General features: G+C 34.4%; 13 protein-coding genes. 5 read left to right on the forward strand and 8 right to left on the reverse strand.

Annotation, left to right across the window (positions count from 1 at the left end; genetic code table 11):
* Nucleotides 1-16 precede the first annotated feature (16 nt).
* Nucleotides 17-739: a hypothetical protein gene (locus PGOND44_RS11555; RefSeq protein ID WP_081606530.1), complete on the forward strand. Its 723-nt coding sequence runs from the start codon at nt 17-19 to the stop codon at nt 737-739.
* A 265-nt stretch (nt 740-1,004) separates the two neighbouring features.
* A complete protein-coding gene (gene lysA / locus PGOND44_RS11560; RefSeq protein WP_003442220.1) occupies nt 1,005-2,210 on the forward strand; it encodes a diaminopimelate decarboxylase in 1,206 nt (401 codons plus the stop codon).
* 48 nt (nt 2,211-2,258) lie between these two features.
* Here lysA and PGOND44_RS11565 read toward each other — a convergent pair whose 3' ends face one another.
* The 6 genes from PGOND44_RS11565 to PGOND44_RS11590 all read right to left on the reverse strand — a co-directional run bounded on the left by PGOND44_RS11565 (nt 2,259) and on the right by PGOND44_RS11590 (nt 8,317).
* Nucleotides 2,259-4,277: a protein-disulfide reductase DsbD family protein gene (locus tag PGOND44_RS11565; protein WP_003442223.1), complete on the reverse strand. Its 2,019-nt coding sequence runs from the start codon at nt 4,275-4,277 to the stop codon at nt 2,259-2,261.
* Nucleotides 4,274-5,587 (reverse strand): tRNA lysidine(34) synthetase TilS, encoded by a 1,314-nt coding sequence (gene tilS, locus PGOND44_RS11570; RefSeq protein ID WP_003442226.1) that lies wholly within the window; start codon nt 5,585-5,587, stop codon nt 4,274-4,276. Before tilS ends, PGOND44_RS11565 begins: the two co-directional genes overlap by 4 nt.
* A 33-nt stretch (nt 5,588-5,620) precedes the next feature.
* Nucleotides 5,621-6,928, reverse strand: a complete 1,308-nt coding sequence (locus PGOND44_RS11575) for an anthranilate synthase component I family protein (protein WP_040556100.1) — start codon at nt 6,926-6,928, stop codon at nt 5,621-5,623.
* Entirely contained in the window at nt 6,925-7,461 is a 537-nt protein-coding gene (locus PGOND44_RS11580) for an NADPH-dependent FMN reductase (RefSeq protein ID WP_003442232.1), read from the reverse strand. Before PGOND44_RS11580 ends, PGOND44_RS11575 begins: the two co-directional genes overlap by 4 nt.
* Before the next feature lie 86 nt (nt 7,462-7,547).
* A complete protein-coding gene (locus tag PGOND44_RS11585) occupies nt 7,548-7,742 on the reverse strand; it encodes a hypothetical protein (protein ID WP_003442235.1) in 195 nt (64 codons plus the stop codon).
* Between the two features lie 122 nt (nt 7,743-7,864).
* Nucleotides 7,865-8,317, reverse strand: coding sequence for a DUF4442 domain-containing protein (locus tag PGOND44_RS11590; RefSeq protein ID WP_003442238.1), 453 nt, complete (start codon nt 8,315-8,317; stop codon nt 7,865-7,867).
* 261 nt (nt 8,318-8,578) lie between these two features.
* Here PGOND44_RS11590 and PGOND44_RS11595 point away from each other — a divergent pair, with 261 nt between their 5' ends.
* The 3 genes from PGOND44_RS11595 to PGOND44_RS11605 are packed head-to-tail and all read left to right on the forward strand — an operon-like array spanning nt 8,579 to nt 11,342.
* On the forward strand, nt 8,579-8,923 hold the full coding sequence (locus tag PGOND44_RS11595; RefSeq protein ID WP_003442241.1) for a PadR family transcriptional regulator: 345 nt from the start codon (nt 8,579-8,581) through the stop codon (nt 8,921-8,923).
* Nucleotides 8,916-10,487, forward strand: a complete 1,572-nt coding sequence (locus PGOND44_RS11600; protein WP_003442244.1) for a PspC domain-containing protein — start codon at nt 8,916-8,918, stop codon at nt 10,485-10,487. The genes PGOND44_RS11595 and PGOND44_RS11600 overlap by 8 nt, the downstream gene beginning before the upstream one ends.
* 6 nt (nt 10,488-10,493) lie before the next feature.
* Nucleotides 10,494-11,342 carry a GIN domain-containing protein gene (locus PGOND44_RS11605; RefSeq protein ID WP_003442247.1) on the forward strand — a complete coding sequence of 283 codons (849 nt, stop codon included), beginning with the start codon at nt 10,494-10,496 and terminating at the stop codon, nt 11,340-11,342.
* Nucleotides 11,343-11,422: 80 nt separating this feature from the next.
* On the opposite strand, the gene PGOND44_RS11610 is transcribed toward PGOND44_RS11605, so the two are convergent.
* Together PGOND44_RS11610 and PGOND44_RS11615 are read right to left on the reverse strand one after the other, a co-directional pair.
* Nucleotides 11,423-12,613: an LETM1-related biofilm-associated protein gene (locus PGOND44_RS11610; protein WP_003442250.1), complete on the reverse strand. Its 1,191-nt coding sequence runs from the start codon at nt 12,611-12,613 to the stop codon at nt 11,423-11,425.
* A 99-nt stretch (nt 12,614-12,712) separates the two neighbouring features.
* A complete protein-coding gene (locus PGOND44_RS11615) occupies nt 12,713-14,488 on the reverse strand; it encodes an AMP-dependent synthetase/ligase (protein ID WP_003442253.1) in 1,776 nt (591 codons plus the stop codon).
* Nucleotides 14,489-14,615: the final 127 nt, after the last annotated feature.

A 14,615-nucleotide genomic window follows, 5' to 3' on the forward strand; every position in this document is an offset into this window, starting at 1 on the left:
ACGATGAAAATGATATATGATGTTTCCAAGAACAAATCTTAAAGATCAACTCGATAGAGTAAAATTCAAAAAGACTTCCAATGAAGATATTCTAAAGGAAGTTGAATTTATTTTCAGCAATGTTGATGCTGAAAATGATACTATTTTGAATAAAATCGCCTCTGGTGACGATATGAATTTCAATGATTTTAATATCGATAAGTTAGAGTCAAGCAAAATTTACCATATCAAGCAGATTGAACAAATATGTATCAATTATAGATTGAGGTTTTTGGATTCTAAATATTTCAAAGGCAAATTACCATACGAAGCCATCTCAAAAATTAAAACTTTAGAAGAAGAGCATGAGACAGACTTAAGGGGTTTTAAAATTATGGCACCTTCCAAATTGTTCAAACTCGAAAATGCAGATGATCCTTTATTATTTGCGCCTATTGGAAATGATTATTATTACCTAATCCATAAATGGGGAAACGACTTGAGTCCTTTTCGCCGTATTATGATGTGGCCATTCAAAACTTTCGAAAACTTTGTATTTTTTATTTTGTTTTCAGCTTTAATCGGTACATTCTTAGTCCCTAGTGGATTTTTTATGAATGAAGATAATTATACAACTGAGTTTATATTGCTCTACTTATTTATGTTTAAATGGATAGGTGGAATCTCTATTTATTACGGTTTTGCAAAAGGCAAAAATTTTAACACCGCAATTTGGAGAAGTAAATATTATAATGCTTAAAATTGCAACATGATAATTTTTCAATTTATAAAATATCAATTATCACCCGCTATGTTTTGCGGGTTCCTTTTTAAGTCCTACAAAAAGCGACTTAAAACAGTATTACTTTCCAAAAAATCACAACGAAAACACTGCAAGATTTCAAAGAAATGTGCTTTGAAGTCCAAGATAGCAGCGTAATTTCAATTCAACTTATGTCTACTATCAAGACCCGATTAAATTAACTTTAACCGCAAAACCCTTATATATTTAAATTTTAGAACTAATGACACACGAAAATCTTCTAGAAGTCACCCAACAGTTTGGGAGCCCCGTTTACGTTTATGATTCAGAAACTATAATAAATCAATATAAACGTCTTACGGAAGCCTTCAAGAAAGTAAAACATTTGCGTCTACATTATGCAGTTAAAGCCCTTTCAAATTTGAGTATTCTCCGTTTGTTCAATCAGCTGGGAAGTGGTTTAGATACGGTTTCTATACAAGAAGTTAGACTTGGTATAGCCGCTGGGGTTGATCCTGAAAAAATTATTTTTACTCCCAATGGTGTTTCCATGGAAGAGTTGGAAGAAGCTGTAGGTTTGGGAGTTCAAATTAACATAGATAATTTGCTTATTCTAGAACAATTTGGAGCAAAACATCCCAAAGTTCCTGTTTGTATTAGAATAAACCCACACGTTATGGCTGGCGGAAACACCAATATTTCTGTAGGTCATATCGATTCAAAATTTGGTATTTCTATTCATCAAATGCCTCATGTATTACGTATTGTTGAAAATACAGGGATGACTATTAACGGTATCCACATGCATACCGGTAGTGATATTTTGGATATCGGAGTTTTCCTTCACGCAGCTGAGATTTTATTTGATGTGGCAGCTAAATTTCAAAATCTTGAATTCTTAGATTTCGGAAGTGGATTTAAAGTCCCTTACCACGAGGGAGATATCGAAACGGACGTTGAAGAATTAGGTACAAAATTAACAAAGCGTTTCAATGAATTTTGTAAATCCTACGGTAAAGATTTAACCTTAGCCTTCGAGCCAGGTAAATTTTTGGTAAGTGATGCTGGTTTCTTTTTGGCTAAAGTTAATGTTGTCAAGCAAACAACTTCTACAGTGTTTGCTCAGATTGATTCTGGTTTCAATCATTTAGTTAGGCCTATGTTTTATGGTTCTAAGCATGATATTATAAATATATCTCACCCAAAGCGCAACAAAAGATTTTATTCAGTTGTTGGTTATATTTGCGAAACCGACACTTTTGCCAATAACAAAATGATTACTGAAATAAGCGAAGGCGATATTCTAGCTTTTAAAAATGCTGGTGCCTATTGTTACTCTATGGCGAGTAACTATAATTCTAGATTTAGACCTCCAGAGGTCTTATGGCATAAAGGCAAGGCTCACCTGATTAGGCAACGAGAAACCTTCGATGATATCGTAAGAAACCAATTGGAAGTAGCACTTTAAAGAAACTTCATTTTATTAACACAGGAGAAAAAGGTAGAGATTTACACTCTACCTTTTTTTATTTTCGAAATTTTCTAAACCTTGCATCAACCAGCTAAGGTAAGCCTTAGACGAAGGTTCGTAAGCAATCGTTTCATTTAAAACCTCTAGTTTTGGAGATAATAAAACATAATAAGGTTGAGAGTTGTTCTTAAAATTCAGGGTCTGAAAGGTAGCCCATTTATCTCCTATGGTTCTTATTTTTTTAACGGTGCCATTTGATCTCTCAAAATTGAATTGGTCATTATCGCTGAGTTTAGCCTTGTCGTCTACGTAAAGGGAAATCAGAATATAGTCGTTTTTGATTGTTTTGTAAACTTCGGGAACACTCCAGACTTGTTCTTCCATCTTCCTGCAATTCACACAGGCCCAACCTGTGAAATCGAGCAAAATGGGTTTGTTTTGTTGTTGAGCAACTTTTAAGCCTTCATCAAAATCTTTATAGGCTTTCAACCCTAATGGTCCTTCGGTATCTTTTTCATAGACGCTATAAAAGAGTGGAGGAGGGAAGCCGCTAAGCAATTTCAAATTGGCAGAAGGAGAATTGGTTAAGCCCGGAATCAGATAAATGACAAAGGCTAAAGTGATGACGCCAAAAAATAACCTGCCTTTACTTAGCATTTGTTTAGGACCATCGTGTGGAAATCTTAGTTTTCCGAACAAATACAACACCAAGCCAATACCTATAAGAATCCATATCCCTATAAAAACTTCTCTTTTTAAAATTCCCCAATGTTGTACGAGGTCTGCATTGGATAAAAACTTGAAAGCGAGTCCTAATTCTAGAAAGCCAAGAACAACTTTTACAGTATTCAGCCAGCCACCGCTCTTTGGTAACGAATTAAGCCAATTGGGAAATAAGGCGAATAGAGCAAAAGGAAGAGCTAGCGCCAAGCCAAAACCTCCCATGCCAAACGTGAGCATAGTAGCTCCGCCATCTGAAGATAGAGAACCTCCTAACAAGGATCCTAAAATAGGGCCCGTACACGAAAAGGAAACTAAAGCTAAAGTAAGTGCCATAAAGAATATACCTACAACACCTCCAACGCTGGTTGCTTTCTGGTCTAGGCGACTACTCCAAGAATTGGGTAGTGTGATCTCATAATAACCAAAAAAGGAAAATGCAAAAATCATAAAAATGACAAAAAATGTCACATTCAAGTAGGGGTTGGTTGAAATATTATTTAAAATTTCGGGATTTACAGAGTCGAGAAGATGAAAAGGAATACTCAATAGTATATAAATCAAAAAGATAAAAGCTCCGTACAATATGGCATTGATCAATCCTAGCTTTTTGGTTTTTGCCCCCTTAGTAAAAAAGGAAACAGTGAGCGGAATCATAGGAAATACACAAGGGGTGAGCAAAGCTATAAGTCCACCAACAAAGCCTAGAAGAAAAATGGTAAGATTGGAATCATCGGGTTCATCCGTATTCAGTCTATAATCGCTTTTGCCTATAAGGTTCAACTTTAGGGCTTCAGTATTAACTTTATCCTTGCTTTCAATCTCTATGGCTTTGGTCTCAGCGAGTTGTAAAACACTATTTTGAACCTCAAAATTAAAACGTTGCTGATCTTGCGGCAGGCACATTTCATCGTTACAGATCATAAAAAGGATCTCCAGATCTAGAGTTGCATTTTCAGCTTTAATTTTGAAATCTTGTTCAAAAACAGCCTTATCTTGAAAATAGGTGAGATTGGTTTCAAAGATTTCATCAAATTTTGTAATGCCTTGGGGTTCTTGAGTAGATCCTAATTTTTCAAGTGTATTGGGATCATATTCAAAATTAAACTCGGTAGGGATGGGGCCATTTTCATCTTCCCCGAGTTCTTTTTGAGAGGGCAAATGCCAAGTGGCGTCGATGGTCGCTACTACCGAAACGGTATAAACACTATCTGAAGTTTTTTTAACAGAAGCCTTCCACTCTGAAGGATTCTCTGTGGCCATTTCCGACGATAAACCAAATTGAGCCCATGTGGTTGAGCTGATGAACAAAGCCAAGGCTAAATACGAAATCTTTTTAATCATTCTTTAAGTTCGATTTTAAGGATGTTTTGAGTATTTTTTTCTACTTTATACCTGTGATCTGTTCGCAAATTTAATACCCAAATAATATCACCATTATAATTACAAAGGACAAGTTGAGAAGGTTTATCTACAGGACTTATTTTTTCATCTTTAAGAAAATCACTCAGTTTTTTCTTCCCTTTCATTCCAAACGGATAAAAATAGTCTCCATTTTGGATTGGTCTTAGACTTAAGGGAAACTTAAGTTTTGACTTGTCAAAATAAGCAAATTGTTTCTTCGTTTCTTCTATCTTTTGGCGGTCTTGAAACTCTAGTTGAGAGTTGTTTATATGCACAACTTTGTCGTTTTCTTCAATAATAATTGGGTCAATTTCTTCTGTAGATAATGGTGCTACTGTCAATTTATTTCTGTCTTTCACAAGTTGATGTGATGAAGACTTTAAGATTTTTCCAGTTTGTGCGTCCAGTAAATGATAGACATCTTCCCATTGTGTAAATCCAAAACCTTCTAACAACTGATATAAAATCGCTTGTGGATTGGGATACGTTTTTAGTTTTTCTATATCAATATTAAAGCGGTTAACTTCTTCGCTAACCAAGCTTTGATGAAGTGAAGCCGTGTAGTCTTCAATTAAGAGTTCGGTTTGTTTTAATTTTTCGAGAGTAGATTCAAAATTCTCAAGGAATTGAGAGTTTAATTTCACTAATGAGGGAACAATTTTATGTCTTATTTCGTTTCTAAGGTATTTTGTAGAGGCATTACTCTGGTCTTCTCTCCAGTTGATGTTATGCTTTATGGCATACTCTTTTAGCTCAGCTTTAGAGAATTTTAAAAGTGGTCTTCGGATATAAGCATTTCGTTGTGGAATACCTGTTAGCCCTTTTAAACCAGTACTTCTACTTAGATTGATGAGAAACGTCTCCAGATTATCATTCAAATGGTGTGCGGTAAGAAGGTAGTTATAGGAAGTAGTTTCAATCAATTCTTGAAACCAATCGTATCTTAGTTTTCTAGCGGTAAGTTGAATAGAGGATTTTCTTTTTTCGGCAATGCTTTCTGTTTGAAAAGTCTTAATGAAAAAATCACATCCTAAGCTAATCGATAGATCCTTTACAAATTCTGCGTCCTTAGCACTTTCTAATCCTCTAAGTTGAAAATTACAGTGTACTAAACTAAAATTTAAAGGTAAGGAGTTACACAAATGGGCCAGAACTACACTGTCTACTCCACCGCTTATCGCAATGAGAAAAGGAGTAGTGAGAAGTTCTGGAAATTCAGATTGAATATAGGATTGAAATCGATCTTGCATGACGTAAAAACTTCAAAATTAAGCTTTATTAGTCTACTTTTCGGAAACAGCGGAGGTATTAACAGCATATTGTAATGCTTTGCCTTTTACCAAACACTCTTCGTATTCTTGTTCTGGATTAGCTAGGCTTGTAATGGCGCTGCCTACCATATAAGAAAGGTATTTCTTTTCAGAATTATAGAGTAAAGTTCTTATAACGACATTAAAATCGAAGTTACCATTGGGAGTGATATAACCAATGGCACCACTATAGAGCCCTCGTTTGGTAGATTCATTCTGCTCTGCTATTTTCATAGCAGATAGTTTTGGTGCTCCTGTCATACTTCCCATTGGAAATAAAGATTTTAAGATTTCTGCTGTAGAAAATTCTGATTTTACTCGGGAACTTATTGTAGACACCATTTGGTGGACTTGCTCAAAAGAGTAAATTTTACACAATTCTTCAACCTTCACTGAAGCTTTTTGAGCTGTTTTGGATAAGTCATTTCTGACTAAGTCAACAATCATCACGTTTTCTGAAATCTCTTTGGGATCGATTTCAAGTTGAGCTTTTAACTCTGCATCTTCTTCTCGTGTCTTCCCTCTTCGGGCCGTTCCTTTGATAGGTTGCGAAATCAATTGTTGGTTTTCTTTCATCAAAAAACGCTCAGGACTAGCTCCCATCGCATAGTAATTTTCCAATTTAAGATAGCTAGAAAACGGGGCTTTAGAAATAGAATTTAAACTTTGAAAAGTCTTTGCAGGATCAATATTTGAGTTTTCAGCATAGAATTCTTGACAAAAATTTACCTCATAAATATCTCCTCTTTGAATATGTTTCAAAATGGATTGAGCCTTTTCAATATATTGTTCTTTGTTCCATCTAGGCGTAAACACAATAGGGTCTGAATAATTCTCCTCACCAGAGTTAAAATTTAAAATAGATTGTAAATCTGATTCTATCTCATCATCCACAAGTTTGAGATAATGAGCTTCTATAGTTTCCCCTTTTAAAATCCATATTTTTTTAGGCTGAATGAAATACAATTCTGGAAAGCTGAGTTGATCTTGATTCTGAGAAGTGAGGTGTTCAGTATCGTTTTTCAAATCATAACTCATGTAACCAAATAGCCAATCTTGTGTAGTGTGTTGGTATTCGTCTAGCCTTAAGAAGGCTTCCTTGTGGTCAGATTTTATGGCAGTGAAGGCTTCAATTGCCAATAAAGCCTCAAAATTTTGATGCACTTGTTGATTTTGATTGGAGTCTAGATAAATAGCCTCTTCAAACTGATTTCCCCAAAGCATCAATTTGCTTTTAAAATCTTGCGGAATTGATATATGAAAGGTCTTTAGTGTTCTCAAGCTGGGTTTAAATCGTTTTCAAAGTTAGAAACAGAATCCTTTAAGCCCTGAGCGTAATCATCACTTAAACCAGATTTACTAAAATTATTTTGAAAGGAAGGTAGACTAAAATGATCCACAATAGTACCGCCGAATTTTTCAAAGTTGCCTATTGTATAGTCCAAGCAGAATTTAGCACCACCTTCTCCAGGGGATGTAGCCAATAATAATATCTTTTTGTCTTGGAGATACTTAGGGTCTGTTCTCGATAACCAATCGGTAATGTTTTTGAAAAAAGCAGACATTGCTCCGTTGTGTTCGTTAACAGCCACAATAAGAGCAGAGGCGACATCAATTTTAGCTTTTAAAGATTTTATATCATCAGGGATACCTGAAGATTTTTCGATGTCTTCGGAAAAAATGGGAATAGACAGCGTTTTTAAATCGATATAATCGACACTCGCTTTCACCAAAGAATTTAGCGTGTATTGAAGCAATTGATCGTTAATAGAGGTGGACGAATTTGAGCCTGTAAAAGCTATAATTTTACTCATATTGATTTTTTGTAAAAGTACGTATAAAAGAAAAATCCACTATTTGATTTTCAAAAATAGTGGATTCTATAAGTTTTGTTTAAAAGTTAATTAAGATAAATCAAGCATCGTCTCAAAGAGGGATTCTGATGCATCAAACTCAAAATAAAATCTCTAAGTTCTTCAAGTTCATAAGGCAATAAGCGTTCTGTCGCCTTTTTAAGTTCTTTGCAAAATAAATTTACATCAAAACTCACTTTTTTTAAGACCTCTTTAGTGTATTCAAACATGGCTCTTGGCATGGTAATATGTTTAAAAGTTAAGTAGATTTATGGCATATAATTTTTATTTACCTAAATATAATAATTTTTAAAATAACGTTTCTTAAAATTTTTAAGCGGATATGTTATTTAAAATATAAATTTTATTTTTTTCGAAGTGTCCATAGAAATTTGAATTCAGAAACCATATCTCCATTTTCATTTCTAGCGATAGAGGTCATCCAAAATTTTTGGCCCTCCGGTTCAGTTGCACATTTCTTTACACTTGTTTTTACTAACTCACCATCTAAACAGGTGAACTTTATTCTTCCAGTTGCTTTTTTATGAAAAGCTGATGTATTCTCAGCCACCAACATGGAAATTTTAAGATTACTCTCATTAATTGCTTTCATAACAATAGCACCCGTACTTAATTCTGCTGCCATAGCTTGTACCGCAAAATACATACTTCTAAAGGGATTTTGATTAATCCATTTGTGAGTTGCGGTTGTTACACAAGAGGTATCATCGATATGTTTTAACCGCACACCGCAAAGCCAAGCAGATGGTAATTTGGTGAGTAAAAATAAATTGATTTTAGAAGGAGTAAGCTTCATTTTATAAGTTTTTCACCTTACAATTTACCTAAATTAATTTCCTTATCATGATTTATTACCTTTTTATTTCTGACTTTGATATAATTTTTTGTAATCTTTTAAAGTGCTTAAAATCATAGTATTAAGTTAAGTATTTCAAATCTTATTTTACTATTGGGCTTCTCTTAAAAGTTAAAATAAAGTTAATATATATTACTTTGCATAGCATAGTAGTGTTTTAAAAATATATCTTTGTCGTGTACTTATTTATTTTAGGATCACATGAAGATAGAAAACACAAAAGCTCAAATGCGAAAAGGAGTTTTGGAATATTGCATCTTATCGGTGTTGAGTCATAACGATGCGTACGTTGCAGAAATTCTAGACACATTAAAGTCAGCAAAATTGTTAGTAGTTGAGGGAACGATCTATCCACTATTAACTCGATTAAAAAATGCCAATTTATTGTCTTATAGATGGGAAGAATCCACCGGTGGACCACCAAGAAAATATTATGGATTAACAAAGGATGGAAAGGAATTTTTAGACGAACTCTCAACCACATGGAATGAACTTAACTACGCAGTGACCACAATTACTTCTAAAAAAAATACGAACAATGAATAAAACAATAAACATCAACCTAGCAAATGTGTTTTTTCATATCGATGAAGATGCTTTTATAAAACTCGATAGCTATCTTAAAGCAATTGAACGCTATTTATCTAAAGAGCAGAGTAAGGATGAAATTTTACAAGATATAGAAGCTCGTATTGCAGAGTTGTTTACAGAGTCCATGGCTCAGGCTAATCAGGTGATTATCATGTCTCAAGTAAATGATATGATTGCTATAATGGGAGAACCTGAAGCTTATAGGATGGAAGATGAAGAAGAGCCTTCATCTACGTCTTCAAAATTTAAAGCGTCTAGAAAACTTTATAGAGATATTGAAAACAATTATCTTGGAGGAGTTTCTGCTGGTCTCAACCATTATTTAGGAATCAATTTGCTTTTAATTAGACTTTTTTGGGTGATTTCTGCTTTCTTTTCTTTTGGAGGTACAGTCGCTATTTATGTGATTATTTGGATACTAATTCCAGCGGCTAGAACTACGGCACAAAAGCTAGATATGCAAGGGGAACCTGTGAATTTATCCAATATAGAGCGTAAGGTGAAAGAAGGCTATTCCAAATTTGCTGATAAAATGGGAGATATCGATTACGAGAAATATGGCCAACAGACCAAATCTGGGGTGACTAAATTTTTAGATGGCTTAGGCGAAGTTTTGAGAGCTTTAGGGATCATTCTGTTTAAATTTTTGGGAATCATTCTTCTGCTCGTCTCAGGGCCTGTTCTTATTGGTTTGTTGATTTTTTTATTCAGTTTTGGAACCCTATCCGTGTTTGAATTGGGAGATTTCTCTCAAATAGAATTCTTTGTTCTTGGCATTCCCAATTGGATTCAAATTGTTTTGTACTTCCTAGTAGCTTCCATTCCTTTTTTCTATTTGCTTATTCTAAGTTTGAAATTGATTTTTTCTAATCTAAAATCAATTGGTAAAGTAGCTCATATTACCTTAATTGGTATTTGGGTCTTATCTGTAATGGTCATCACAACATTAAGTGTGAAAAAGCAACTAGATGTGAGTTATGATGCAGAAGTTATAGAAGTTATTAATTTAGACATCTCATCTGGTGATACCTTGCAAATAAGAATGAATCCTAATCTTATGTTTTCTGAAACTTTAAATCAAAGTAAAAAATCTAAGATTGTCAAAGATGAATTTGATAATGAGCGCTTATATAATTCAAATATTCACGTTAATTTTAAATCGACTTCCGATGATGAATTAAAACTAAGGTTAACCAAAAAAAGTTATGCGTCAAGCAAAGCTAGAGCTAGAGAAAGAGCCTCTTTAATTGATTATAAATACAAGCTAGAGGATAATGTTCTGAAACTTGATAGTTATTTGTTGTCCAATTCTGAACCTACGGACCGTAGCGCAAAAGTAGAAGTAACTATCTATATTCCAGAAAATCACGTGATTTATCTGGATGAAAATTTAAATAATTTTAATAACCGTAGAAACCTCAATCGATCCAAGTACAATCATTATTTAAACTATAAAAATAATGATTGGAAATGTTTAGACTGTAGGACTACACTAGATACTCTTTCAACTCAAAACTAAATCACTATGAAAACTATTTCCATTTTATTTTTGGCTGTTTCTTGCTTATGCATGACGAGCTGCAAATTCAACATTAATTACCCAGGCGAAATTGAAGGCGAAGGGGAGGTGATCTCAGAACGCTTCGACCTGGAAAGCTTCAACAATCTTGAATTAGAGCGCGGTTGGGAAGTTACCATCATCCCTTCTTCAACTAATTATATGCTAGTTGAAGCTAATGAAAATCTTTTTGAGGCTCTTGAGTTTGAGACCGTTTCTGGAACACTTAAGATAGGAGCTTCCGAGTCTATTGGGAAAGCAGATGTTAAAATCATCACACTTTATTTTTCTGAAAATTTAGAACGTTTGGAAGTCTCCAGCGGAGTTAAGTTGACATCTACAGAGGACTTAAGATTTGAGAATTTAATAATGGAGTTATCCAGCGGATCCAACGTCGAATTGTCTCTAGAATTGGAGAGTTTAAACTTGCAAACATCAAGTGGGTCTAGTGCATCTCTCAACTTAAACTTAGAGGACTTATCGGTACAAAGCTCAAGTGGTTCTTTGGTTTCCATAGACGCTATTTCTATAACCACAACAGCGAGTGCTTCCTCTGGTTCTTCGATAACCTTAAGAGGTGAGACCAACCAATTGGATGTAAATTCATCCAGCGGATCTAGTATAAATTCCAAAAATTTTGAAGCAAATAGTATCGTAGCCAAGGCAAGTTCAGGTTCTAGCATTTCCATTTATCCTCTAGAACGATTGGAGGCGAATAGCAGCAGTGGAGGGTCTATTTCTTATTATAACACACCTTCTGAAAATCTTATTGTCAACGAATCTAATTCAGGAGGGAGTATAAAATTAAAGCGATAAATATTCATTAAAACACCACATCATATGGTAACCATTTTAAAAATTATTATAATTGTTGTCCTAAATTACCTAGATTATATTTAATCCTTCTCGTAGTTTTCGTTAAAGGCTGAAGGTAGTAATTGAGGGATGAATTTAATAATGATCGGTAATAAAACACCACCACCTGGAAGAGCGAAAATAGCTAAAGACGGGATGCTTTTGAAGATATCATAAAGCTGAGCCTTAACTTTTGCTTTTTCTTCAGCGTTGAGTTCTCTCTTTGTTGATTGTGAGATTAAATAAACCAGCTCTTTACTTTGCATGATTTCTTTGGATAATCGATTCTTGTTGCGAGAAAGTAACAACTTGACCGCTTTTTGATTCTTATTGTAGAAATGAGTTAAGGGATTGCTGAAATGGAAATAAGCAATATTTTTTTTGTGGATGAACACAAATTTAAAGAGAAACTCTACCGCAGTCTCTATATGATGGTCTTTTAAATTTAATTGAGGCCCAAGTTTTGATAGAAAACTCAATTCATCAACTTCAACTTTTTCATCACTATAGATAGCCATACAAGTTAGATCAAGTAAATATAAACTTCCAGTATAATCTAATATTTCACTGTAGTGGATGTCCTCAATTTGCTTTATGTCTTTTTCAGTTTGGAAATTATACCTTAAGGAACTTTGTAATAGTTTCAGGATAAGAGTATCGTATGAGGTCTGAGAGGTTTTTTGACCCAAAGCTAGGTAAACCGTTGACATAATAAGATACTCTAAAGATTTGGTATACTCACTTGGGGGTGTAGAACTAATTAAGGTTTTGTTATAGGTTAGCACATCAGTAAATAGCAAAGCGTTGGTTATAATATGACTGAAATTTTTCTGAATTAACCCCTCGTTGGTTTGAACTCTTTTGTGGATAAGTTGTTCCAATTTTTGTTCAGGTTTAGACTTTAACTTGAAAATAGATTTCAAATAATTTCTTTCCGAATAGATGGATTCATAAAACCCCGTTATTCTTGTGATAATTTCAATTGAGGGTTGATCATCAAAAGCCTTATGGTCAATGTATACCAGCGCCACAAAAAGATTAATTTTAGCAAGTTCTTGCTGAGTATACTTGAGCTTACTATTTAAAGGGATTAAAGCAGCCTGGCTAGAGCCATAAATAAATCCAGAACTTCTTAGAGTTTCATAAAAACGTTCTGGTTTGAGCGAAAGTAAATCGCTCTCCACAATGCTATGTAAGCATTTAGTAAGCCAACCTGATGCAGAAGGATTCATATAACAAAGGAACTATAAATTGGTATTTAATCGTAAACTTTAAGTGAAAAAGAGTCCAATTGGACTCTTTTAGATGAATTAATACGTTGTGGTGTTGGTTTAATTGGAATAAATCTTATTATAAAGATCGATATATCTTTCTTTTATAACTCTTCTTTTCAATTTCATAGTAGGAGTAAGTTGTTCTTCTTCGATGCTCCAAACGTCTGGCGTAAGTTCAAATCTTTTGATCTTCTCCCAGTTTCCAAATTTTTGATTGTAAAAGTCAATTTCTTCCTGAACTCTGTCAATTAATTCTTGGTGTGTTACCATTTCAGACAATGTACTGCCAAGATGAAGGTTTTTACGTTCTCCCCATTCTTTTACAAATTCTTCATTCAATTGTATAAGAGCGGCAGGCATTTTTTGACCTTCTCCAACGACCATAACTTGTTCAATAAATCGAGATTGTTTCATCACATTTTCGATAACCTGTGGCGCAATATATTTACCACCAGAGGTCTTGAACATTTCCTTCTTACGATCGGTGATTTTCAAGAATCCTTCTTTATCTATTTCTCCGATATCTCCAGTATGAAAAAAGCCATTGTTTAAGACTTCGTCTGTTTTCTCTTTGTCTTTATAATAGCCCATCATGACTTGAGGACCTTTAACTAGAATTTCACCATCTTTTGCAATTTTAACTTCAGTTTCCGGTAAGGGATGACCTACTGTACCAATTTTGAAACCCCCATCTCTCATATCGTTGACAGCAACAACGGGTGAAGTTTCAGTTAATCCATAGCCCTCCATTACAGCCATTCCAGCGGCATTGAAGACTCGGGCTAGTCGAGGTTGTAGGGCTGCACTCCCAGAAGCAATAACTCTTAGGTTTCCACCTAAGGCTTCTTGCCATTTAACAAAAATTAATTTTCTTGCTAGTTTAAGGCGCGTTTCGTACCACCAGCCATTTGCACCATAAGGCTCATATTGTAAGCCTAGTTCAACGGCCCAGAAAAAAAGCATTTTCTTTATTCCCGTAAGGTCGGTTCCTTTAGCGATAATCTTATCGTAAACTTTCTCCAAAAGTCTTGGTACAGCAGACATTACCTCTGGTTTAACTTCTTTTAAATTGTCACTTATAGTTTCAATAGATTCAGCAAAGTAAACACTCACCCCACTAAATTGATACATATACTGAAGCATTCTCTCGTAAATATGGCAAACTGGTAGAAAACTTAATGCTTTTGCATTTCCTTGGTCCAAGGGCAGGCGGGTTGAACTATTAATGGCATTGCTAGCAATATTTTTGTGAGAAAGCATTACGCCTTTTGGCCGACCTGTGGTTCCCGATGTATATATTAAGGTGGCTAAATCGTTTTCGGTCACTTTGTCCATAAGAGATTGAACCTCAGATTGATTGCTCTCATCTGTTCCAAGCTCCAAAACTTCAGACCAATTTTTAGCGCCTTCAACGTCATCAAAAGTATAAACTTCTTTTAAAGAGTCTACTTGTCCTTTTATGGCCATGACTTTATCATACACCTCTTTATCGGAGACAAAGCAAAATTTAGACTCACTATGGTTTAAAACATAAGCATAGTCTTCTTCAGAAATAGTAGGATATATCGGTACATCTTGCGCGCCAAGTTGCATAATTCCAATATCCATGATATTCCACTCTGTTCTATTGTTGGTAGAAATAAGAGCTATTTTATCGTTGGGTTGCACACCAAGCCTTAGTAAACCTCGGCTTATTTTATTGAGTTGTGCAACATATTCTTTTGAAGAGGTAGATTTCCATTGGCCATTGTATTTTGTAACAAGAGCATCTTCTAGATTAAATTTTTCTAATTGATAGTATGGAAAATCAAATAAACGTTTAAGTGATGACATAGGTTTATGTTTTATAACAATGCAAAATATAAATTTTTTGAATCAAATTCTATAAAATTATCTTTTTAAACCAACTAAAATTTAGAATTCTCTAATAAAAGATCTAATGAATTGATAATGAGTGAGT

Source organism: Psychroflexus gondwanensis ACAM 44, assembly GCF_000355905.1.
GTDB lineage: Bacteria > Bacteroidota > Bacteroidia > Flavobacteriales > Flavobacteriaceae > Psychroflexus > Psychroflexus gondwanensis.